Source organism: Chryseobacterium sp. RU33C, assembly GCF_900156015.1.
In the GTDB taxonomy this organism is placed as follows: domain Bacteria; phylum Bacteroidota; class Bacteroidia; order Flavobacteriales; family Weeksellaceae; genus Chryseobacterium; species Chryseobacterium candidae.
In genome coordinates this window covers 283,093-305,687 of record NZ_FTMT01000002.1, presented here as the reverse complement: position 1 = coordinate 305,687, position 22,595 = coordinate 283,093, and the positions used below count along the sequence as shown (strand labels likewise).

Genomic DNA, 22,595 nt, shown 5'->3' with positions numbered 1-22,595 from the left:
TCTCTTTATTAAAATACTAAAAGAACCGGGTGTACAGCCTGGTTCTTTTACTTTATAAATGTAGCAAAAGATTAATATTCCTGTATTATTTAGGATACAATGGAGCTTTAATTTTGTCAGATTAAAACTTCAGGATATGAAACACGCACTTTTTACGGGTATTTTTCTGGTATTTGCCCACCTTTATTCTTCACAGACTTTCGATAATCAGGCACACCGAGGAGGGAAATCCCTTTACCCTGAAAATACAATCCCGGCTATGAAAAATGCTCTGAAAATGAATGTGACAACCCTGGAAATGGATCTGGCCATAACGAAGGACAAGAAAGTCATTCTTTCTCATGACGCTTTTCTCTCACCGGAACTGGTTACAAAGCCGGATGGAGCTTACATTCCCAAAGATTCAGGTTTTTATTACAAAATTTATGAAATGCCTTACGCAAAGATCAAAACCTTTGATGTGGGATTGAAAAAATTGAATAACTATCCTGATCAAAAGAAAATGAAAGCTCAGAAACCTCTTTTTTCAGATGTAATAGACACTTGCGAAACCTATGCCCGTGAATTGAAAAGACCACTGCCTTTTTACAATGTAGAAACAAAGACACGTCCTTTTTCTGATAACATTCTTCATCCGGAACCAAAAGAATTTGTGGATCTGATGATGAAGATTATTGTAGAAAAAAAGATACAGGACAGAGTGATCATCCAGTCTTTTGACCCGAGAACGCTGGAAATCCTTCATAAAGAATATCCTAAAATAATGACTGCTTTACTCGTGGAAAAGGTAGATGATAAAAAGCTGGCTCAGCAGCAGGCTTATTTTAGAAATATTCCGGTAGAAAAGTTCAACCTGTATCCCCATCACCTGAATGGAGTAGCCGGAGATATGAAGTTCCTGAGCTTTACTCCTACTATTTACAGTCCTGAACATAGTCTTGTGACCCCTCAATTAGTACAGGAATGCCATTCATTGGGCATGAAAGTAATCCCATGGACCGTGAATACAAAAGAAAGATTAAAGGAATTAAAAGAGATGGGAATAGACGGTATCATCAGCGATGATCCGGGAATATTCGAATAAAACTTATTGCAATATAAATAGCCGGAAGAAAATCTTCCGGCTATTTTATGCGTGCAGGGTTAATGCACTTCGGTTAAAAAACTGGTTCTAAATTAGAATTTATAGTTCAGGCCTAACTGAAATACTCTGTTGTTGTTTTCAGCTGCTGGTCTGCTTTTATCAATTTTTGTCAAGCTATTTACATATCTTGCACTGATACCGATGTTGGATGTGATATCATATCCTAAACCAAGACCCAATCCGAAATTGAATTTATTGATCTGATCTTTGTCGATATCTTGAGTATTAGAACTTGTAGTGGTTGTAGTAACACCTCCTGTAGTACTTGCTACACTTGTTTCTCCTTTAGTTTTTCCGTTGATGAAATAACTGAATTCAGGTCCTGCCTCAATATAGAACTTGTCAGTAGGTCTCATCTGAACCATTAAAGGAACAGAAATATAATCCATTTTTACTCTGCCCTGTACTTTGGTTTTTACATTCGTAACTCCATTGTCAGTTTCTGTAGATGAGATTACATCTTTTGCCCCCATTTGGTTGTATAATACCTCAGGCTGTAAGCTGAATTGTTTTGAAAGTGGAATATTAACAAATGCACCGGCATGGAAACCTAGTTGCTGAGTGTTGATTCCAAACTTTTGCTGGCTGAAATATGCTGAGTTTCCTCCAGCCTTAATTCCGAATCTAACGGGTTGTACATCTTTTTTTAGTGGTGATGCATTAACTGTTTTAGTTTCTGTTTCCTGAGCGAAAGCTAGTGTACCAGCAGTTAATGCTAATCCTAAAAATAACTTCTTCATAATTTTATTTTTTAATTTTACTATTTGTGTGTCGGATATCTCTCAATCAGACCCGAATTATTTTGCAAATTGCTTGCCAAAGTCGAAGAGTGCCTGTTTAAAGGGATTTTCAGGTGTTTTTTGAAAAGTTTATTTTAAGCCATTTATCCCTTTTTGATGAATAAATATTTTGTATAATGAATGTTTTGTGAAAATAGTTGAATGCTCATTGCACTTTATTATTGATAATTCAAATAATAAAAAAAATGAACTGGAATTGGATTTTTCACGAATTAATAGAAGTTCCGGGTTCTTTTTAAGAATAGAAATAAAAATACCGGACTCTTAAAGCCCGGCATCCGTTTTGAAAATAATAAATATCTCTATTTAAATCGATTTGCAACTCCAGCCTGAATTGCATTATTTCGTACTTTATCACCGTCGTTGTATCTGTAAACTTCACTAAGACCAGCCGTAAATCTTGCCGTTACGCCAAAGTTTTCAGTAAAATATTATCCGGCACCAATGCCTAATCCCATATTAAAACGGTTAAAAAGCCCTGTTGAAATATTCTTTGAAATATGTTCCGTACGATCAACTGTAACTGAATTTCGGGTAGTCTCAATAGTTGTTAAATCTCCTTTTGTTCTTCCTCCCGGCAGATATCCTAATTCAGGTCCTGCTTGTACATAAAGCTTAGGAAGAATATTATATTGAGCCATTACAGGAAGAGATAGGTAATTTAATGTCGTACTGTAATCATAGTGTTGTGTTATTCTGTATTTTCCTGAACTTGTTCTGTAATTGTAATCTGCTTTTGATCCCTGCTGGCTGAAAATTAGTTCCGGCTGGATGCTGAATTTATCAGAAACAGGAATATTCGCAAACACTCAGGCGTGAAAACCCACTTTCATTATTATCATACTCATAACCATCTCCTCTGGTAAGTGTAGAACCATTAAAGCCTGTTTTGACACCAAAAGAGACAGGAGAAGATTTTGCCTGTTGTTTTTCCTGTGCATTGGCAGAGAGGCCAACCATAATTGCTAGTACTGCAAAAAAATCATGATTGAAGTTTAATTTCCTTCCCGGCAACAAAATACCTGCTATAAAATGAGAAATTGATAAAATAATAAGCGAAAAAGTCAGGCTTAAACTAATTAACCTGACTTTTTCTATTGAAATCAAAATGTATCTTATTGATAAACAAAATATCTTCAGTATTCTGTTGTATACTCTAATTGCCATTCTGGCTGGCATAATTCACGTTAAAGTTTAATGGTAATAGTTAGATTTGATTTTGATATTCAGTTGAATATCAACTGGATCAAAGTATACTCATTATGAAAACATGAACCATAAATTGGGAATTTCCGGGATAGAGTACAATCAGTTAATTTACAGGCAAATTTCTTGCCAAAAATATTAAGACCAATAAAAAAGCCGAATTATATTAAATCCGGCTTGTATTGATTAGTGGTTTGCTTTAAAAGCTAAATTGATTTATTAGAATTTATAAGCTAAACCAAATTGGAATACACCATTTTTAGCTTTGTCTTCAGATAGGTCTGGTCTGTTTTTCGCTACATCTGTTAAACCTGCAACATATCTTGCCGTAACTCCAATGTTTTGGGTGAAATAGTATCCAGCTCCAAGACCAATTCCGAAGTCAAATGATTTGAAAACATCTTTGGCATCTGTAGAGCTTGATTTATATTTTAATTTTGAATTCACAAGAAAACTGAACTGTGGACCAGCTTCCAGGTATAGATTAGGCAGAGCATTGTACTGAAGCATTAAAGGAACAGAGATATAATCTAGGTTTGCTTTAGCATCGCTGTCTGCTTTAAACTTTGCGCCCATTCCGCTATACATTACTTCTGGTTGGAAAGAGAAGTCCTTAGCCACTGGAATATTAGCAAATACTCCTCCGTAAAATCCAGCTTTAGAGTTGAAGTCATTATCAGAAATAGTAGAGATATTAAGACCTGCTTTTACACCAAATCTAACTGGAGAAGATGAAGCAGTAGAAGTCTTCTGAGAGAAAGCGAAAGTACCTGCTACTAACGCAAGACCTAAAAAAATCTTTTTCATAAGTTTTATATTTTAATAGTTTTTAAGTTTTATTTAACATTTCATTAGGAATCAAACTGCGTGCCAAAGTTAAAATATACTCTTAATTTACTATTTACCGTGTTTTCTTGAAGAATAATTTTTTCTATTGTATTAAAAAAGCCGGATTAATTTTAATCCGACTCCACTTTAATTATAAAAAATTACTGAGAAAAGCTATATAAAGCCTTAGAATTTGTAGTTTACTCCTACCTGGAATACCCCATTTTTTACAGATCCTTCTCTGTCATATCCATATTGATATTTTGTTTTTACAATATCAGACAGACCTGCATTATATCTCAGATTTATCCCAATGTTTTTGGTAAAATAGTAGCCAGCTCCCAATCCGATTCCAAAATCAAATGATTGTGTTGCATTTTTTAAAGCACCGGTAGAAGCACTTTTCTTTAATCTGGCATCAATTAAAAAGTTAAATTGTGGTCCTGCTTCCACATATAGATTTGGAAGTGCTTTATATTGGAACATTACAGGTACAGAAAGATATTCTAAATTAAGTTTTGCATTACTGCCGCCTTTCTCCTTTGCTCCCGCAGCACTATATAATACTTCCGGTTGAACAGAGAAATCTTTAGAAACAGGAATGTTTACAAAAGCACCACCATAGAATCCAGCTTTTGAATTCATATCCATATTAGAAAGATTGGAAACATTAAGGCCTGCTTTCAAACCAAATTTGATTTTTGAAGAAGATGTTAATGGAGTAGAAGCATCAGTAGAAGTTGAAGTGCTTTGAGCAAATGCAAAAGTGCCTGCGATAAGTGTGAGGCTTAGGAAAATCTTTTTCATAGATTAGTTTATTTTTTATGTTGTTTAACGCTCGGAAAGCAACAAACAATATGCCGTCAATTACCTTGTATAAAGACTTTATATGTTTTTAACGAATGTATAAATCATCTATTTGGGATGTATTTACAGTGCTTTATCTACTCATTATTATTTTAACATAAAAAAAGACCAGATTAAAAATTAATCTGATCTTTTCTATTGAATATAAAATTTGTTAGTGAATGTGCAGCTTATTTGAATTTATAAGCTAATCCTACCTGAAATAGGTTGTTTCTCACTGCATCAGAACCACTAGGTCTGTTTTTTGCGATATCTGTTAAACCTGCTACATATCTCGCTGTAAGTCCAAGGTTCGGAGTGAAATAATATCCTGCACCAAGACCAATACCAAAGTTGAATGTATTTAAGTTGTCTTTGTAGTTATCAGTGGTATTTGATTGTCCATTAGATTCATTTTTGAACTTGTTTTTAGCACTTACCATGAAACCGAATTCTGGTCCTGCCTCAACATACAAATCAGGGATCAGGTTATACTGGAACATTACCGGTACCGTAATATAATCTAGTTTGGTAGAAGCTGAATATTTTGTTCCTGCAAAAGTATAATCTGATTTATTACCATATTGCGAATACTGAACCTCCGGCTGAACGCTGAATGAAGCCGCTAACGGAATGTTGGCAAACACACCTGCGTTAAATCCAATTTTAGATTTCTGATCATCAAGACCACTGTCTTTTGAAAGTGAAGAAACGTTCATTCCTCCTTTTACCCCGAATGTTACCGGATTAGAAGATGTATTTCCTGTCTGTTGAGCGAATGCGAATGTTCCTGCAGTTAACGCTAATCCTAAAATTAACTTTTTCATAACTTTAATTTTTTAATTTTACTCTTTCTTAATTTTAAATTTTACTACTATTCAGCATTTTCAGTTGAACGCAGAGTATCTTTCAAATTGCTTGCCAAAAATATTTTTTATGATTAAAATCAATAAAAAAACCACTTAGTGTTGAAGTGGTTTTTGTTTTATGTAATTGATTATCAATTTATTGTATTTTTAAATAAACATTTGTTTAGATGTTGTCTAAATTGACAATTTTGTCAAAAGTTGTATTAAGAAATGAAACTGTTGTGTGAAAATTATTAAGCATCATTCAATTTTCTATAAAAAGAAATAGCTTCAAGAATGTTTTCCTGGCTGCACTGATGATCATATTGGCATGAACCTATTCCTGAAAGCAGGGAAAAATTGATTTTACGGTCTGTATTCTTTTTATCATTGAGTAATAAAGCCGTAATGTCTTCATCTTTAAAATCACTGATATCAAGGTAAGGATAGTATCTCTGAATGTTTTCAATGATTATTTTTGAATCTTCTTCAGAAATAAGGTTTTCAAGATAAGCAAGATGAGCTTCAGCAATCATTCCCATAGCCACAGCTTCACCGTGAAGGATTGGATTTTCCTGCTGAAGACATAAACTTTCTACCGCATGTCCTATTGTATGCCCGAAATTAAGTGTTTTTCTGATGTTCTGCTCATGGAAATCCTGATCTACAACATTCTGTTTAATATTCATAGAAGCCTGAATATGAGGAAACACTGTTTCCACTTCCAGTTTGCGGATCTGAATCAGCTTATCCCAATGATTTTTATCAGCAATTAACCCATGTTTCAGCATTTCTGCAAAACCACTTCTTAATTCTTTAAAAGGCAGTGTTTCTAAGAATTTTGGAAAGATAAAGATTTGCTCAGGGAAAGCAAAAGTTCCCACCATATTTTTATAGTGCATCAGATCGATCCCGGTTTTTCCGCCTATGGAAGCATCACACATTGATAAAAGGGTAGTAGGGATATTGACAAACTGTATTCCTCTTTTATAAGTAGATGCAACAAATCCTCCCATATCCGTAATCACACCGCCGCCAAGGTTAATAACCAGTGCTTTTCTGTCTGCCTGCATTTCTGTAAGAATTTCCCAAAGCTGATTGGCTGTCTGAATATTTTTCATTTCCTCTCCAGCCTCAATCTCTAAAATTTCAAATGCAAGATCCGTTTCCATATTTCCTAAAAGAACAGGAAGGCAGTATTCATGAGTGTTTTCATCTACAAGAATGAAAATTTTACTGAAAGTTTTTTCGTGAAGAAACTCGTTGAGCTGAGAGAAATTATCGTTTAATATTGTTATCATCTTCTATTTTATATAAAGTTAAAATGTAAACTATAGTGCAAAGTTATGATTCTTAATTTTTAACTCGTAACTAAATTACTATCTTTGCAGAAATTTTTAGAATGAGCAGAGATAATAATAATTCAGACAGACCAAAGAGACCAAGAATTTCAACCAAGAAAAGTTCTGATGATTCTCGTGCTTCCAGATCTGGAAATTCTTCAGGATCAAAACCTTTTAACAAGCCTTTCTCTAAAGATGGAGGAAAAAAAGGCCCGGAACATAAAGGATCCAATTCAAGATTTGAAAAGAAACCTTTCAAAAGAAATACAGACAGTTTCGAGAATTCCAACGATGATTCAGGATCAAAATCTGAAAGAAAACCTTATATCACAAACAAAAGTGAGAGCTATGAGAAGAAATCTTTTGGAAAACCTAAGAGAGGAGGGAAAAACTTCGATACAAGAGATAAGTACGAAAGAGGCAGCCTGAAATACGGAAGAAGACATTCCAGCGGTGATGACAGAAATGATGACAAAACAAGATCTTTTGTACAGAAAAGAAGGCTGAACAAAATTGAAAAAGACGTTCATAAAGACAGCATCCGTCTTAACAAGTATATTGCTAATTCCGGAATCTGCAGCAGAAGAGAGGCTGATGATTTGATTACTCAGGGATTGGTAGAAGTAAACGGAAAGGTGGTAACTGAAATGGGATATCAGGTACAGAAAACAGACAGAGTAGTTTTTGACGGACAAAGTATTACTCCTGAAAAACCTGTATATGTACTTTTGAATAAGCCAAAAGGTTATATTTCTACAACAAAAGATGATAAAGCAAGAAAAACCGTAATGGATCTTGTGGCGAATGCTTCTCCGTACAGGCTTTTCCCGGTTGGAAGACTGGATCGTTCCACAACAGGAGTGATCTTATTAACCAATGATGGTCACATGACTAAAAAGCTGACGCATCCATCTTTTGATGCTAAGAAGATTTATCATGTTACATTGGATAAAAAGCTTACCGGTGAAGATTTACGCCTTATTGCTGAAGGTATCCGTCTTGATGAAGGAGTAGCTGTGGTTGATCAGATTTCATATATTGAAGGAAAGCCTAAGAATGAAGTCGGAATTGAGATTCACATCGGATGGAACCGTGTTATCAGAAGAATTTTCCAAAGATTAGGATACGAAGTAGAATCTTTAGACAGAGTGATGTTTGCAGGATTAACGAAGAAGAATATCAAGAGAGGACACTGGAGAATCCTTACAGAACTGGAAGTAAACAACCTTAAAATGCTTTAGAATAATGATGAATTAAGCGTTATCAATGATGAATGACAGATTCACATTTCCAGCTTACTTCATTCTTTCAAAAAGTATCTTCAGGATAAAGAATAAAAAAGCACAGAATTATTTTCTGGACACTATCCCGCGAAGCGTGTAAGTAAAAAAGTTAGGCTTGGATTTTATAATCTGAGCCTTTTTTAAATACGCATAAATCGGTTAAGAACAATTAATTTTGGATAAACATTGTCCATTTTTTGTAGTTTCTTTTAAAGCGAGATACACTGATTCTTCGGATTTCAAGAAGAAATTCAAAAAATACAGTAAGTTCATCACATTATTTTCGCCAGGAGTGAATTGAATTGCATAAGAATATTTGCTTTCCATTACTTTGAAAACAATTCCCTCCAAACAATGAGATATAAAAAAAGCTATCTCAATTGTGAGACAGCTTCATTTTTTTCTCTCGCAGATCACAAAAACTGCTCTGACAATTAAGTGCAAATCTGCTTAATCTGTGAGAAAATGTATTCTTTATTTAATATTTTTAAATCGTTGCATTTCCTTCCACACCGTCGGAATTATCGGTTTTGTTTCCTGTGATTGCGGCCGTTACAAAACTAAACAGGCTTACCAGTTTTCCTGCTTTGGTATCCCAGTAATAGGTTTCTTTAGGCTCTACACGGATAATGGTAACATTTGGATCGTCTTTTCCGTCAAACCATGCTTTAGCAAGAGGAGACCATTTATCTTCTATAGTTGCTTTATCTTTATAAATAGAAGCTTTCCCATAAACAGAAAGATATTGGGAATCACTATTGTTCATAAAAAACAATTGTACTCTTCGGTCTTCTTTTATTTCAAAATTCTTATTGCTGGTTCCGCTGCTGATAAACCAGAGATTTCCGCTGTCGTCTGTTTCCTGTAACGTCATCGGTCTTGAATTGATAGGAGTAGTTTCCAATTCTGTACAGAACATACATATTCTTGCACTTTCCGAGAGTTCTTTGATCTTTTTGATTGCTTCCAGGTGGGTAAGATTTTGTGTTGACATAATATAATATTTTAGTTATTGGTATTCATTAAAACATTCAAATACCTGACCAAAAGGGAATAAATTGTGGTACCTGGGCTTGATTTCTTTTCAATAAATAAGTTTTACGTAAATTTGATGAATGCAGATTTCGCCTCCTAAACATCTGGCTTCTTTTATCAGGCATTATATCTTTTTGGAAAACAGAGAACAGCTTCTTAAATAAAACCTTAAACTATCAAATTTCATAGATTTCTGCGTCTGTAAACACAAAAAACGTACTTTTTTGGGGTAGATTTTTCGTATCCAGTCCTGTGAATTCACTGAAAGCAGGTAATAATAATTGATTGCTGCTAAGAGCAAAGCATGGAAGCCTGATATTTTTCACCGCAGAATTCAGCACAATTCCCGGGTGAATATGTCCTGTAATCTGAAATCCGGATCTTGATGCATCAAAATCATGAATGAAAGTAATATCATCTATTTCCAGCCATTCAGATTTGTGATGAAAGCATAATTTTTTTTCCAGGGTTTCTGAAATCCGGTCATGGTTTCCTTCAATAAGATAAAACTGTATATCAGGATACTGATTTTTCCAGGTACAGAATTCATCCACATCAGAATTGTCTCCGGCATGAAGTAAATCTCCAACCACTACAAACTTTTCAGGCTGAAAATATTCAATCAGCGCTGATAATCTTTCCAGATCACTTTTCATAATATGATTGGCCAGTGCAATACCATTTTTACGAAAATGAGCTGTTTTTCCGATGTGCAGATCAGAAAGAATCAATGCTTTTTCTTTTTGCCAGAATGCTGCCCGCTGATTGGTCAGAATGAAAGTTTCATTTCCGATGGAAATATTTTTAGTTGCTATAAACACTTGATAGATTGAAAAATTGAAGGTTTAAAGTTAAACTATTTAAATAAATAGGACCAGCCAACTTTCCGGCTTACATGAAATTTTTCCATTATTTAAATTTTATTAAAATTCTAAGAAGATATACTCTAAGTTACGATGATTATTTAAGTTTATCAAGAAAATTAACGGAGAATATAAGGCTGAGAATAAGGTTAAAACGATAGGCTTTTTATTTGATTTTATAAATTTTAGAATCTCGCAAAGACGCAAATTTTATATTATCTGTTTTTATTTAAGGCGCAAGAACATTTCGACTTAGCTCAATGTGAGATTTTTAGCAAGATGAACGGGACTGAATTTTACCGGAGATAAAATCTTTGCGCCTTAAAATGTTATTATTATCAATTTTTTGCGTCTTTGCGGTAAACAAATATTTATCGGCATATCTGTTCTTCCAGAAAACACATTAATTGATTATAAAAGATCACTTATATTAGACAGTTTCAGCATTCTTTTAATCCTCGCATCCAGTCCTTCACTGGAAAGAGTCTGTCTCAAGCTGTCTACTTTGATCGGGAAACTGAGCGGAGTGAAGGAACGGGAATGTTTCAAAATAATTTCAGATTTTTCAATTCTTTTAAATGCTTCTACTAATCGCTGTTCCTGAAGCTGCATATTAAATACTTCAGTATAAGCCTGTTTGATTAAAAAATGATTGGGATCATGGTCTTCGAGTACTTTAAAGATCAGTCCGGCAGAGCTTTGCAATGATTTGTTGGAACGTTGCTGTCCTGCATAATTCTGAATCACCATGCCTGAAATCACTGCAATATCTCTGAATTTTCTTCTTGCCATTTCCGCTGAATTGATACTTGCGATCACATCGTTCATCAGATTATCTCTTGTTAAAATTTCTTGCAGATTATTTTCATTTAAGGGAATTTCCTTATCACTGAAAAGTTCAAATCCATAATCATTCATGGCCATAGAAAAGGAGATAGGGGCCAGTTTTGAGATCCGATAGGCAATCAAAGCGGCCATTACTTCATGCACAAGACGCCCTTCAAAAGGATACATGAACAAATGATATCCTTCACGGTTTTTGATCATTTCCACCAGAAATTCATCTTCTCTGGGAATATGTGAGTTTGTTTCCTGATTGATCAGAAGAGGATGCAGAAATTTAAGCTCTTTTTCCGAAGCTTTCGGATTTAAAGCATGTGAGAGTTTTTCTCTTAAAAAATGTCCCAGATTGCTGCTTAATGGAAGCCTTCCGCCAAGATAACTCGGAACTAAAGCTTTTCCTTTGGCTGCTCTTACATAGACCGTCATATCCTTAATCATGGCGACTTCCAGTGTACGTCCGGCCAGAATAAATTTTTCTTCTTTTTTCAGTTTTGAAATAAAATACTCTTCAATCATTCCGATATAGCCGCCGGAAATAAATTTCACCTTCAGCATCGCATCACTTACAATCACACCCATATTCATCCGGTGGAGCATAGCAATTTTTCTTGAAGTTACTTTATAAAGGCCGTCTTCCATAATGACGATTTTATGGAACTCTTCATAGTTCTTCAGTACGCTGCCGCCAATAGTAAGAAATTCCAGAATGCTTTTCCATTCTTCGTCCAGCATTTCCTGAAAGGCATATACTTTTTTGATTCTTTCATATAGTTCGTCAGGAGAAAAGCCATCTCCAACTGCCAATGTCATCAGAAACTGAACCAGCACATCGAAACATAAAACCTGTGGTTCTCTGGGTTCTACCACTTTCTGTTTCACGGCTTCTTTTAAAGCTGAAACTTCAATCAGTTCCAGAGAATGGGTAGGAACACAATAGATTTTTGAGGTTTCAAAAGGAGAGTGGCCGCTGCGTCCGGCTCTTTGAAGAAAACGCGCAACTCCTTTGGCTGATCCTACCTGAATGACGGTGTCAACAGGTTTAAAATCGATTCCAAGATCTAGGGATGATGTGGAAACTACAGCTTTTAATTTTCCGGAACTTAAATTTTCTTCAATCCAGATTCTTAAATGGGTATCAATAGAACTGTGATGGATGGCGATCTGACCCGCAAAATCAGGATAAGCATCCAATAAAAGCTGATACCACATTTCACTCTGACTTCTGGTATTCGTAAATACAATGGTAGATTTTGATTCCAGAATAATAGGAACCACTTTATCTGCAAGTTTGTTTCCAAGATGTCCTGCCCAGGGTAATATCTCAATTTCATCCGGAAAAACCGGGAGAATGTCTATTTTTTTCTGTTCTTTGGCTGTAATTTTTGTCTTTTTACAGTCATACGGGATAAGCACATCCATAGCTTCATCCAGATTCCCAATGGTGGCGGTGATGCCCCATATTTTAATCTCCGGAACATATTTTCTAAGCTGGGAAATCCCGAGTTCTGCCATAACACCGCGCTTTGAACCCAGTAATTCATGCCATTCATCCACAGCCACACATTTCATATCAGTGAAAAAACGTTCATTATTTTTCTGGGCGAGAAGCAAGTGGAGACTTTCAGGGGTTACAACAAGAATTTCAGGCATTTTTTTCACCTGCTGCTGTCTTACTTTGGGATCGGTATCTCCGTTTCTTACGCCTACCGCCCAATCGAGTCCGATTTCGTCAATCGCTTCCTGCATCGCTTTTGCAATATCTTTGGAAAGAGAACGAAGAGGGGTTATCCAGATCATTTTCAGCCCTTTTTTGTATTGCTCAGGATGATTCAGGAAATCTGAAATTAAGGCTAAAAAAACAGAAAAAGTTTTCCCAAAACCTGTGGGAGCAACAACCATTCCGCTGTATCCGTTTCCAAATTTCTTCCAGGTTTCCAGCTGAAATTTAAAAGGAGCAATACCTTTATTGGTCATCCATTGCTGAATGATCTTTAATCCGTTGGTATGTTCGAAAGCTGCCAATTTATATTTGATTTAAATTTTTAACGCAAAAGACGCTAGGGTTTTATATGATATTATTTATTTTTTCTACCGCAAGGGCGTTTCACTCAGCAAAGGTTTTATTGGATTAATTTTTTAATTTCTTCAAGAGAGTCGATTTCATCTACTGTTTTGTCTTTCCGCCACCTTACAATTCTTGGAAACCGCAGGGCTACACCACTTTTATGACGGTTGCTGAAACCTATTCCTTCAAAAGCAATTTCGAAGACCAGTTCTGCTTTTACGGTTCTTACAGGACCAAATTTCTCAATAGCATTTTTGGTCACAAACCGGCTCACTTCCATGATTTCCTTATCCGTTAATCCTGAATAGGCCTTGGCAATAGTGACCAAAGTATCTCCATTTTTTACGGCAAAAGTATAATCGGTGTAATAGGCACTTCTTCTTCCGCTGCCTTTTTGGGCATAAATAAGAACTGCATCAATGGTAAACGGATTTATTTTCCACTTCCACCAGTCGCCTTTTTTTCGTCCTGAGTGATAAGGTGAGTTTTTTTGTTTTAGCATGAGTCCTTCACTGTTTACATCCCGTGAGTTTTCACGAAGCGAATTCAGTTCATCCCATTTTTCAAAATCCAGACTTTTGGAAATACTGATGCGTTCCGGATTTTCATTCAATAATAATTCTTCCAGTAAGGCCCTTCTTGCAGAGATTGGTTTTTCCCTCAGATCATTGTCTTCCAGTTCCAGCAAGTCGTAGACAAAGACTTCTATGGGGATTTCCGAGAGCATTTTTTTAGTTAAAGTTTTCCTGTTTAATCTTTTCTGCAATTCATTAAAATTTAAAACTTTACCCTCTTTTACCGCAAGTATTTCTCCATCTATGACAAAGTTGCCTTTCATGGCTTTTATAACTTCTGTAATTTCCGGAAATTGCTCGGTCACGAGTTCTTCACCTCTTGACCAGATGAAGACTTCATCGTTTCTGCGAATGATCTGTCCGCGTATTCCGTCCCATTTGTATTCTACCAGCCATCCATCAGGATCTCCCAATTCTTCAGTTTCTTTTTCCAAAGGATAGGCAAGGCAGAAGGGATAGGGTTTTGAGTTGTCAGGATTTACATTTTCCGCATCAATAAGCTCTTTGAAAGAAACTTCATCCGGCAGCCATTTACCCATTAAACTGTGCATCAGAGCACTGGATTCCTGCCCTGAAAATTTGGTCAGCGCATTGATTAATGTTTTGTCTGATACTCCAATCCGGAAACTTCCGCCAATTAATTTATTGAATATCAAACGTTCGGTATAATCCAGCCCATTCCATGTTTGCAGGACAAATTCTTTTTTTTCTGCGTCTGTTTTGCCTTTTAAGTTGGTAATATCATTCATCCATTCTGATAATGAACGTTCTATTTTTTCCTCCGGAGGCGGAAGAATTAATGATAAAGTCTCTCCGAGATCGCCTACGGAAGAGTAAGATTCCTGAAACAGCCAGTAGGGGAGTTTTGTGATTTCCAGCGCCCATTCTTTCATGTAATTGGTGTTGACATTCCTCTTAGGTCTTTTTCCGGTAAATAAGGCTATAAACCATACTTTATCTTCATCAGGAGCGCGTTCCAGATAATCAATGATGGCATCAATTTTAGCATTGGTTTTATTGGTGGTTTCCAACGCATTGATAAGCTCTGCAAAATGTCTCATGATTCCGGATTTTCAGGGTTTTCTTTTTCAGATTCCTCTTCTTCGTCACCGTAAAGTGTTTCTACAACATCTGCTTTAATTCCTGTTTCATTCAGATATTTTGAAAAAACTTCTGTCTGTCCGTGGGTAACGTGTACCAGCTCTGCTTCGGTTGCTTTTACAGTCTGAAGCAATCCCTTCCAGTCTGCATGATCACTCATTGCAAATCCTGCATCTGCACTCCGCCACCTTCTTGCACCGCGCACCTGCATCCAGCCGGAACATATTGCTGTGGCCGGATCTGGAATTTTCTTAATGATATTACTGTCGAGTAAGGCGGGTGGAACAATAACAATTTCATGTTCCATTTCTTTAGGGCGTTCTCTGAAATCTGCTATTGTATATTCAGGAAGATCAATTCCTACTGTTTCAAAGGCTTCATTCAGTTTTCCAATGGAATAATGGACGTATATTTTCCCCAATTCTTCCACTGCCTTCATAATACGCTGGGCTTTTCCCAAAGAATATCCAATAAACACAGAGGTTTTATTGTTTTCTTTATTTTTCAGTACCCAGTTCTGAAGTTTTTTATTTAAATCCTGAACTTCCAGCCAGTTGTAGATAGGCAGACCAAAGGTGCTTTCTGTCACAAATTCATTACATTTTACCAACTCGAAAGGTGTACTCAGTCCATCTTCCTGAACTTTATAATCTCCCGAAATTACAGTTACATATCCTTTATACTCAAGCTTTATCTGGGCAGAACCAATGATATGCCCTGCTGGATGAAGTGAAAGTTTTACATCATTGATGGTAATTACTTCTCCATACTCTATGCTCTGGCATTCGATATCCGTCCCGATTCTCTGATGCAGAATAGGTTTGGTAAAGTGGTGGCAAAGGTATTTTTTCATTCCCCAACGGGCATGATCGGCATGGCCATGGGTAATAACCGCCATATCAACGGGCCTCCAGGGATCTATATAGAATTTCCCTTGCGGACAGTAAATTCCTTTTTTGGTAAATGTGATTAATTTCAATGGTGTGAATGGTTTAAAGAGTCTGCTTCAAAAACTTAACCAAAGTTTTAAAAATAACAATTTTTATTACCTATAGATAACAGAAGTCATCAGTTATGCAAAAACAGGTGATTATTTTGTTGGCCAAGGTCTAAAAATGGATAAGTAGTTAATTTTTATTTTCTTTATTTATATTGTTTTTTGTATTTATTTTAAATATTTATATTGTTTTTTGATTAAAATTTTAATAGAAAACATTTTGTTTGTTAAATAGTAAATAATATTAGTTATTTAATGTTTAATTGATTATTTTTATAAAAAAATGAAAAATGAGAAATTTATTATTTATTACTGTCTTTCTGTTTTGCAGTTTTCAAAAAAGTGAATCGCCTTCAGACAGATCTATAAGAGTAGAAAATAGGGTAAAAAAGAGTGAACGTATTATTTATTTCTTCTTTAAGGCACATAAAGACAGCTCCGGGAATGAAAAAATTACTCTTCATGAAACTAAAATTTCGGATGGGAAACTGAAATCAACACCTTTCTTTGACAGGAATGAAGTGCGGAAAGGAGACCTTATTATTACGGTCATTGAGGCTGATGGAAAAGAAGGAGCCAGGCAGCTTGTAAGAGATCCGCTGAATCGTGAGCTGGAAGTTTACGAAAAAGAAGGAATCTCCAGACACAGGGCTTCTCTTCAAAGTGCAGAATTCAATATCAGATTTTCATATGCTGATAACATTCAGTGGGTAAAAGTTGAAAAAGCCACAGATTCCGGAGTACAGTTATTATTCACTCAAAAACTATAATTATGAAAAAGATTTTATTATCTCTTCTTGTAGGAAGCAATTGTTTTGGACAGACATTTGAAAAAGTTACCTTATTGCAGAACGGAAGTAATGATAAACGTATTGTTATTGCTGTTTTAGGCGATGGGTTTACCGCTGCACAGCAAACTTCTTTTGTCTCATCAGCGCAGTCAACAGTTAATTATCTTTTTACAAAGAGTCCTTATAATGAATATAAAAATTATTTTAATGCTTATGCTGTAAAAGTAATTTCTCAGGAATCCGGAGTTAAGCATCCAGGAACGGCAACGGATGTTATAGAACCTGTTATACCTATCTCAAATCCAAACAATTATATGGGTGCAAGTTTTGATATTGGTGTGCACAGATGTATTCATACCAATACTCCAAATAAGGTAGGACAAGTTCTGGCGACGAATGTCCCAGACTATGATATTACTTATGTACTGGGTAACTCTACAGAATATGGAGGTTGTGGAGGTACCTATGCTTTTGCTTCACTCAATAGTTCTTCAAATGAACTTGTAGTGCATGAGCTGGGGCACTCATTTGGTAATTTGGCTGATGAGTATTGGTTTCCCGGTTCGCTTGAATCCGCAAATAAAACACAGAATTCTAACCCATCAACGATCAAATGGAAAAACTGGGTAGGTACTAACAATGTAGGAATCTATCCCCATGCCGAAAGCCCGACATGGTTCAGACCCCATGAAAATTGCGAGATGAGGTATCTTGACCAGCAGTTCTGTTCCGTTTGTAAGGAGACAATCATTGAGAAGATTCACTCTTTAGTATCTCCTGTAGATTCATATACACCGGCAAACAATACTTCATTAGATGCCACATCTGGTGTTACTTTCACAGTGAATGAAATCCTTCCTATCCCTAATACATTAGTCAATACCTGGACTTTGAACGGAACAGTGCTGGGAGGATCAACAGGAAATTCCCTTACTATAACTCCGGGACAGCTCAACAACGGTAATAATACTTTGATGTTTTCTGTAGTTGATAACAGTCCGCTTGTGAGAGTAGATAATCACAGTACACTTCATGTTACCAATGTTACCTGGACACTAAGCAAAGGGACTCTTAACATTTCAGATGTGAAAGCAGAGGAGCGACGTTTCAGTATTTACCCGAATCCTACAGAGGGAGAGTTTTTTATCAATGGAAAAAAGGATTTTTCAAAGGATGTTAATGTAGAAATTTATGATGCTTCCGGAAAGATGATTCCATCCAGATTTGAATTGAATAATTCTGTAATAAAGGTCGATATTAAAAACTATCCGACAGGTACTTATCTGCTGAATGTAAAAGAAAACAAAAGCCTGATTCTTTCCCAGAAAGTCATTAAAGAATGATGAAAGAGATATAGTATTGATAATTTTGAAATATAAAGCTGGAGATTCATAAACTGGTGTTCCCAAACCAGAAAATGAGTCTCTTGTTTTTTTATTCCTGAAAACCAAAGTGTAATATTTGAATAAAAGGAATTTAAGCTATAAATCCATAAAAATGTTGAAATTTGCAGCAAATAAGAATTAATGAGGATTGTAGATATAAACAACTGGAACAGGAAAGAACACTTCGAATTTTTTTCTAATATGGCAAGCCCTTATTTTGGGTTTACAACGGAGGTAGACTGTACAAAAGCGTATGATACAGCAAAAGAGAAAGGATATTCATTTTTTGCCTATTATTATCACAAATCTATGGTGGCGGTTAATACAGTAGATGAATTAAAACTCAGAATCATTGATGGACAGGTAATACAGTTTGCCACAGTGCATGCCGGCAGTACAATTGGAAGGCCGGATGGTACCTTTGGTTTTTCATTTACTCCTTTTTCAGAAGATTTTGAAACATTCAATGCTGCTCTACAGGAGGAGATAAAAGGAGTACATGAAAGTACAGGGTTGAGATTGAGCAATGAAAGGCTGGGGAAAGATCATGTAAGACATACTGCCATTCCGTGGAATTCTTTCAGTGCAATACTGCATCCTACTGATTTTAATACTACAGAATCGGTTCCTAAAATAGCCTTTGGAAGGTTCAATATTCGTGAAGGAAGAAAATATCTTCCGGTTTCTGTTGAGGCACATCATGGATTGGCAGACGGAATTCATATTGCTAAATATCTGGAAGAGTTTCAGAGACAGCTTGATCAGTAGTAAAAGCATAAAGACAATATTTTTAAAATATCATAAACAAAAGCTGGGTTTCGATCCGGTTTTTGTTGTTTATAACTCTGTTTATTTCCGGTAAGAATACGCTGAAAACATTGATCCAGATCATAAAAAGTAAACACAGAAACGTATTACATTTACAATGGCAAAATAACAAAGCAGATAATGAGTAAACGACCTGATAAAAGACGTTATGGTATTTTAGCTCAAAATGTAACGTGGTATCTATGTGGTATACGGTTTTAACAAAATTTTAATCATTTTTTCTTTCTTTGCCAATATAAAAATAAGCCGAAATTCATAGGTTATGTTTTTTTTTCTAATCATTTGTTGAATACAACTAAATGTTGCTGATCATTAGATTACATTAAAAAAAAGCAAGTAATTTTTGAATATATAGGAATCATTTTGTTCACGATATTACCTTATCATGAAACAGATTGATCAGATAAAAAACTTTATACGATGCGCAAAATTTATTGCATCTGAGATAAGTAGAGATGAAAAAGTATTATGAAAAATAGAAACCCAGAAACTAACTTAGAGGATTTAAAACAAAAGATTCTTGTACAAGACGAGATAATGGCATTGGCCAAATCTAATTCTCCTCGTCTCCTGAATAAATTCAGACTGGTTTATCCTGATTTTTTTAAAAAGTTATCCGATATACAGCCTTCTCTTAAAAATTCCGAATTAATCTTTTGTATTTATCTTAAGCTTAATATGACAACTAAAGAGATTGCAACCTGCATCTTTGTAACTCCAAAAGCAATACAAAACAGGAAAAACAGGATCAGAAAAAAACTGAATATTCTTTCTGAATTTGATATTTATAAATGGTTTAATGAAATTTAAACCATTTTTTCTGAATTTAAATTTCTATTACAGTTTGATCCAGATCATGATATAAAAGAATCTTCCAGTTGTTTTCTTTTGCTTCTTTTTCCCATCTAAGCCTTAATTCCATTGCTTTTCTGCCATCAAAATCACTTTTATAGGCTAAATGATATTTTAAATAAGAGGCCTGTGGCAGATCGTCAGCACCATAGAAGACTGTTTCTTCATTATCTCTGACCCAGAAGACCTGCATGAAAGGAGTGTGTCCGCCCACCACTTCATAGGAAATCTCATCAGTAATTTTCCCCTGATCTTCATTCATCCACGTAATATTCGGAAGCTTAATAAGTTTTTCCAATAGATCAAAGTCAAATGAAGGATTTCCTTTATTTTCCACCGCAAAGTCCAGTTCCCGTTTCTGGATATAAATCTGAGCATTTGGAAAAGCCGCTTCAAAACCATTTTCTGTAAGTTTCACAGCGCCCTCAATATGATCTTTATGAAGATGAGATAACAACAATTTTGTGATTTGCTCGGGACGGATATTTTCTCTTTCCAGAATTTCTGAAACAACAGTTTTTCCAGACTCGTTTTTCCATCCAATTCCAGCATCCAAAAGGATATAATCATTTTCAGTAATAATGAGAAACGGCTGAACAGACATTTTGATTCCTCCGGTCTTATCAAAATTTTCTTCTGTTAAAAGAGTAAAGTCTTTGGTTTTGCTTGCCGAAAAATTGCCTTCTTTAAGTGGAATAATTTTCATGCTGCAAATTTCCTTAATATTTCTAATATTCAAAAAGATTTTCGTCAATATATATTATCCATAAAAACAATCAAACAGGCAGAATGCTGAAATCACTCAATTTACGCTAAAATCCTGCGTTATTCATGAAAAGGTAAAGAAAGGAAGCAGATTAATTCTTTTTTTAATGATTATCTTTGATCTCTTAAAAATCTGCTGTCAGACAGCTTTCAAATCAAATAAAAACTTTATATAATGCAGGAGAGTTCTTCCCATGGTATTTCCCGGACTGTTATCTGGCTTATGGCTATTATTTCCGGACTTGTGGTAGCCAATAATTATTATAACCAGCCTTTATTGGCACTCATTTCTGAAGAACTTCAGGTTTCTGAGAGTGCTGCAAGTAAAATATCTGTACTTACCCAGATTGGGTATGCATTGGGATTGCTGCTGATTGTTCCGTTGGGAGATAAATTTTTTCGAAAGAAATTAATTTTAATCGATCTGTTTATGGTTTTTGGATCACTTTTATGGATGACTTTTGCGACTCAGTTGTGGATGTTATACGCAGCAAGCTTATTGATTGGAGCGACGTCTGTTATTCCGCAGCTGTTTGTACCCATTGCGGCCGAACTTTCTTCGGATAAAGAAAAATCTTCCAATATCGGTCTGGTAATGTCAGGGTTATTGCTGGGAATTCTTCTTTCCCGTTTTATAGGAGGAATTGTAGGAGAGCTTTGGGGATGGAGAGCCATGTTTGGTATTGCAGCAGGACTGATGATTCTGGTTTGGCTGGCTGTGTATAAAATGCTTCCTGAAATGTCTCCTAACTTTAAAGGTACCTACAGTGAACTGATGCGTTCTGTTGCTCAGCTTGCGAAAACACAGCCTGTTCTTCAGCTGGCTTCTTTCCGTGGAGCTATGGCATTTGGATCAATGTGCGCGCTGTTTACCACGCTTGTTTTTCACATGGAAAAGCCTCCTTTTAATGCCGGTTCATCTGTAGTAGGCAGTTTTGGATTGGCAGGAGCGGTAGGCGCTTTAGCTGCGGCTAAGGTGGGAAAACTGCAAAAGTATCTGGATATTAATAGAATTATCCTGTATTCTTTATTGATTGTTATAGGAAGCTGGGGCTTTACCTATTTTGCAGGAGAAACCTATTGGGGACTGATTATAGGAGTAATTCTTGTGGATCTGGGAGTACAGTCAAGCCACATTATGAATCAGACCAATTATTTCCTGATTAAATCAAACGCTGTGAACAGACTGAATACAGTGTATATGGTTTCTTATTTCATCGGAGGTTCATTGGGAACCTGGCTGGCTTCTATCGCCTGGCAAAAAGCTCAATGGACTGGTGTCTGCTTTGTAGGAACTGTATTTGGAGTACTTGCATTAGTTGCTCATTTATTATTCTGTAAAAAGGTAAATAAAGCATAAAGCCGGTTAGATTTAAACTGTAATAATTTTTGTTACATTAAGTAAAATACATTATCTTTGCACTGTTAATTTGATTTAAAATTAAATAGAATGAAAATAGAAATCTGGTCGGATGTGATGTGTCCGTTTTGCTATATTGGAAAAAATAATTTTGAGCAGGCTTTGAATAAGCTTCCTTTTAAAGATGAAGTAGAAGTGGAGTGGAAGAGTTTTCAGCTGGATCCAGGCTTAGATCCGAAAGAAACTCAGGATACGATACAATATTTCAGAGAAAAAAAAGGATTTCCTGAAGCTCAGGCTACCCAAATGCTTGGGCAGGTAGCTGAAATGGGAAAGGGAGCCGGAATTGATTTTAATTTTGGAAAAACTTTAATCACCAATACTTTCAGTGCGCACAAATTGCTTCATTTAGCCAAAAAGCACAATAAATCCAATGAAATGGAAGAGGCATTATTTATTGCTCACTTTATTGATGGGAAAAATGTAGGAGAAGCAGAGGTTTTAGTGGCGCTGGCCGAAAATTTAGGAATGGATAAGGAAGAAGCAAGACAGGCTGTTACAACGGATCAATTGGATGATGAAGTGAATCAGGATATTCAGGAGGCAAGAAACAATGGTATTTCCGGAGTTCCCTTCTTTGTTCTGAATGGTAAATATGCTGTTTCCGGTGCTCAGCCTGCAGAAGCTTTTGAAAATGCACTGCAACAGACTTATAAAGAAACGGTGAGTCCGTTTAAGGATCTTTCCGGCGAAAACGGAGCTTCCTGTGATGCAGACGGCTGCAGTATCTAAGATATTTAACCCCCAAAATAGTTTTATTTTGGGGGTTTTAATTGA

General features: G+C 35.7%; 21 protein-coding genes. 8 read left to right on the top strand and 13 right to left on the bottom strand.

Annotated features, from left to right (window positions below; genetic code table 11):
- The first annotated feature begins 136 nt into the window (after positions 1 to 136).
- The gene (locus tag BW946_RS03190; protein WP_076594785.1) at positions 137 to 1,084 is read left to right on the top strand and encodes a glycerophosphodiester phosphodiesterase family protein; all 948 of its coding nucleotides are present in this window, start codon (positions 137 to 139) and stop codon (positions 1,082 to 1,084) included.
- 92 nt (positions 1,085 to 1,176) lie between these two features.
- Here BW946_RS03190 and BW946_RS03185 read toward each other — a convergent pair whose 3' ends face one another.
- From BW946_RS03185 to aroB, 7 genes are all read right to left on the bottom strand, one after another.
- Positions 1,177 to 1,884, bottom strand: a complete 708-nt coding sequence (locus tag BW946_RS03185) for a porin family protein (RefSeq protein WP_076594784.1) — start codon at positions 1,882 to 1,884, stop codon at positions 1,177 to 1,179.
- A 491-nt stretch (positions 1,885 to 2,375) separates the two neighbouring features.
- On the bottom strand, positions 2,376 to 2,753 hold the full coding sequence (locus BW946_RS03180; RefSeq protein WP_076594783.1) for a porin family protein: 378 nt from the start codon (positions 2,751 to 2,753) through the stop codon (positions 2,376 to 2,378).
- Positions 2,728 to 3,051 (bottom strand): hypothetical protein, encoded by a 324-nt coding sequence (locus tag BW946_RS21145; protein ID WP_136522428.1) that lies wholly within the window; start codon positions 3,049 to 3,051, stop codon positions 2,728 to 2,730. Before BW946_RS21145 ends, BW946_RS03180 begins: the two co-directional genes overlap by 26 nt.
- 318 nt (positions 3,052 to 3,369) lie before the next feature.
- Entirely contained in the window at positions 3,370 to 3,957 is a 588-nt protein-coding gene (locus BW946_RS03175) for a porin family protein (protein ID WP_076594782.1), read from the bottom strand.
- A gap of 207 nt (positions 3,958 to 4,164) precedes the next feature.
- The gene (locus BW946_RS03170) at positions 4,165 to 4,785 is read right to left on the bottom strand and encodes a porin family protein (RefSeq protein WP_076594781.1); all 621 of its coding nucleotides are present in this window, start codon (positions 4,783 to 4,785) and stop codon (positions 4,165 to 4,167) included.
- Between the two features lie 230 nt (positions 4,786 to 5,015).
- The gene (locus BW946_RS03165; RefSeq protein WP_076594780.1) at positions 5,016 to 5,651 is read right to left on the bottom strand and encodes a porin family protein; all 636 of its coding nucleotides are present in this window, start codon (positions 5,649 to 5,651) and stop codon (positions 5,016 to 5,018) included.
- A 275-nt stretch (positions 5,652 to 5,926) separates the two neighbouring features.
- Entirely contained in the window at positions 5,927 to 6,973 is a 1,047-nt protein-coding gene (gene aroB / locus BW946_RS03160) for a 3-dehydroquinate synthase (protein WP_076594779.1), read from the bottom strand.
- 368 nt (positions 6,974 to 7,341) lie between these two features.
- Between aroB and BW946_RS03155 the strand changes: the two genes are divergently transcribed.
- Positions 7,342 to 8,256, top strand: a complete 915-nt coding sequence (locus BW946_RS03155; RefSeq protein WP_076594839.1) for a pseudouridine synthase — start codon at positions 7,342 to 7,344, stop codon at positions 8,254 to 8,256.
- 529 nt (positions 8,257 to 8,785) lie between these two features.
- Here BW946_RS03155 and BW946_RS03145 read toward each other — a convergent pair.
- The 5 genes from BW946_RS03145 to BW946_RS03125 all read right to left on the bottom strand — a co-directional run bounded on the left by BW946_RS03145 (position 8,786) and on the right by BW946_RS03125 (position 15,759).
- Positions 8,786 to 9,292 (bottom strand): pyridoxamine 5'-phosphate oxidase family protein, encoded by a 507-nt coding sequence (locus BW946_RS03145; RefSeq protein WP_076594777.1) that lies wholly within the window; start codon positions 9,290 to 9,292, stop codon positions 8,786 to 8,788.
- A 217-nt stretch (positions 9,293 to 9,509) separates the two neighbouring features.
- The gene (gene pdeM / locus BW946_RS03140; RefSeq protein ID WP_076594776.1) at positions 9,510 to 10,154 is read right to left on the bottom strand and encodes a ligase-associated DNA damage response endonuclease PdeM; all 645 of its coding nucleotides are present in this window, start codon (positions 10,152 to 10,154) and stop codon (positions 9,510 to 9,512) included.
- A 453-nt stretch (positions 10,155 to 10,607) separates the two neighbouring features.
- On the bottom strand, positions 10,608 to 13,061 hold the full coding sequence (locus BW946_RS03135) for a ligase-associated DNA damage response DEXH box helicase (protein ID WP_083688771.1): 2,454 nt from the start codon (positions 13,059 to 13,061) through the stop codon (positions 10,608 to 10,610).
- 98 nt (positions 13,062 to 13,159) lie between these two features.
- Positions 13,160 to 14,740, bottom strand: a complete 1,581-nt coding sequence (locus tag BW946_RS03130) for an ATP-dependent DNA ligase (protein WP_076594775.1) — start codon at positions 14,738 to 14,740, stop codon at positions 13,160 to 13,162.
- Entirely contained in the window at positions 14,737 to 15,759 is a 1,023-nt protein-coding gene (locus BW946_RS03125; protein ID WP_076594774.1) for a ligase-associated DNA damage response exonuclease, read from the bottom strand. The genes BW946_RS03130 and BW946_RS03125 overlap by 4 nt, the downstream gene beginning before the upstream one ends.
- Before the next feature lie 308 nt (positions 15,760 to 16,067).
- Between BW946_RS03125 and BW946_RS03120 the strand changes: the two genes are divergently transcribed.
- From BW946_RS03120 to BW946_RS03105, 4 genes are all read left to right on the top strand, one after another.
- Complete coding sequence (locus BW946_RS03120; protein ID WP_076594773.1) at positions 16,068 to 16,547, top strand: hypothetical protein; 480 nt, start codon at positions 16,068 to 16,070, stop codon at positions 16,545 to 16,547.
- Positions 16,548 to 16,549: 2 nt separating this feature from the next.
- Positions 16,550 to 17,911, top strand: a complete 1,362-nt coding sequence (locus BW946_RS03115) for a T9SS type A sorting domain-containing protein (protein ID WP_076594772.1) — start codon at positions 16,550 to 16,552, stop codon at positions 17,909 to 17,911.
- Positions 17,912 to 18,094: 183 nt separating this feature from the next.
- Positions 18,095 to 18,721 (top strand): chloramphenicol acetyltransferase, encoded by a 627-nt coding sequence (locus tag BW946_RS03110; protein WP_076594771.1) that lies wholly within the window; start codon positions 18,095 to 18,097, stop codon positions 18,719 to 18,721.
- A 528-nt stretch (positions 18,722 to 19,249) separates the two neighbouring features.
- On the top strand, positions 19,250 to 19,591 hold the full coding sequence (locus BW946_RS03105) for a helix-turn-helix transcriptional regulator (protein ID WP_076594770.1): 342 nt from the start codon (positions 19,250 to 19,252) through the stop codon (positions 19,589 to 19,591).
- Between the two features lie 16 nt (positions 19,592 to 19,607).
- On the opposite strand, the gene BW946_RS03100 is transcribed toward BW946_RS03105, so the two are convergent.
- A complete protein-coding gene (locus BW946_RS03100) occupies positions 19,608 to 20,339 on the bottom strand; it encodes an MBL fold metallo-hydrolase (protein WP_076594769.1) in 732 nt (243 codons plus the stop codon).
- Between the two features lie 234 nt (positions 20,340 to 20,573).
- On the opposite strand from BW946_RS03100, the gene BW946_RS03095 reads away from it, so the two are divergent.
- Together BW946_RS03095 and BW946_RS03090 are read left to right on the top strand one after the other, a co-directional pair.
- Positions 20,574 to 21,758: an MFS transporter gene (locus BW946_RS03095; protein ID WP_076594768.1), complete on the top strand. Its 1,185-nt coding sequence runs from the start codon at positions 20,574 to 20,576 to the stop codon at positions 21,756 to 21,758.
- Positions 21,759 to 21,848: 90 nt separating this feature from the next.
- A complete protein-coding gene (locus tag BW946_RS03090; RefSeq protein ID WP_076594767.1) occupies positions 21,849 to 22,550 on the top strand; it encodes a DsbA family oxidoreductase in 702 nt (233 codons plus the stop codon).
- Positions 22,551 to 22,595 lie beyond the last annotated feature (45 nt).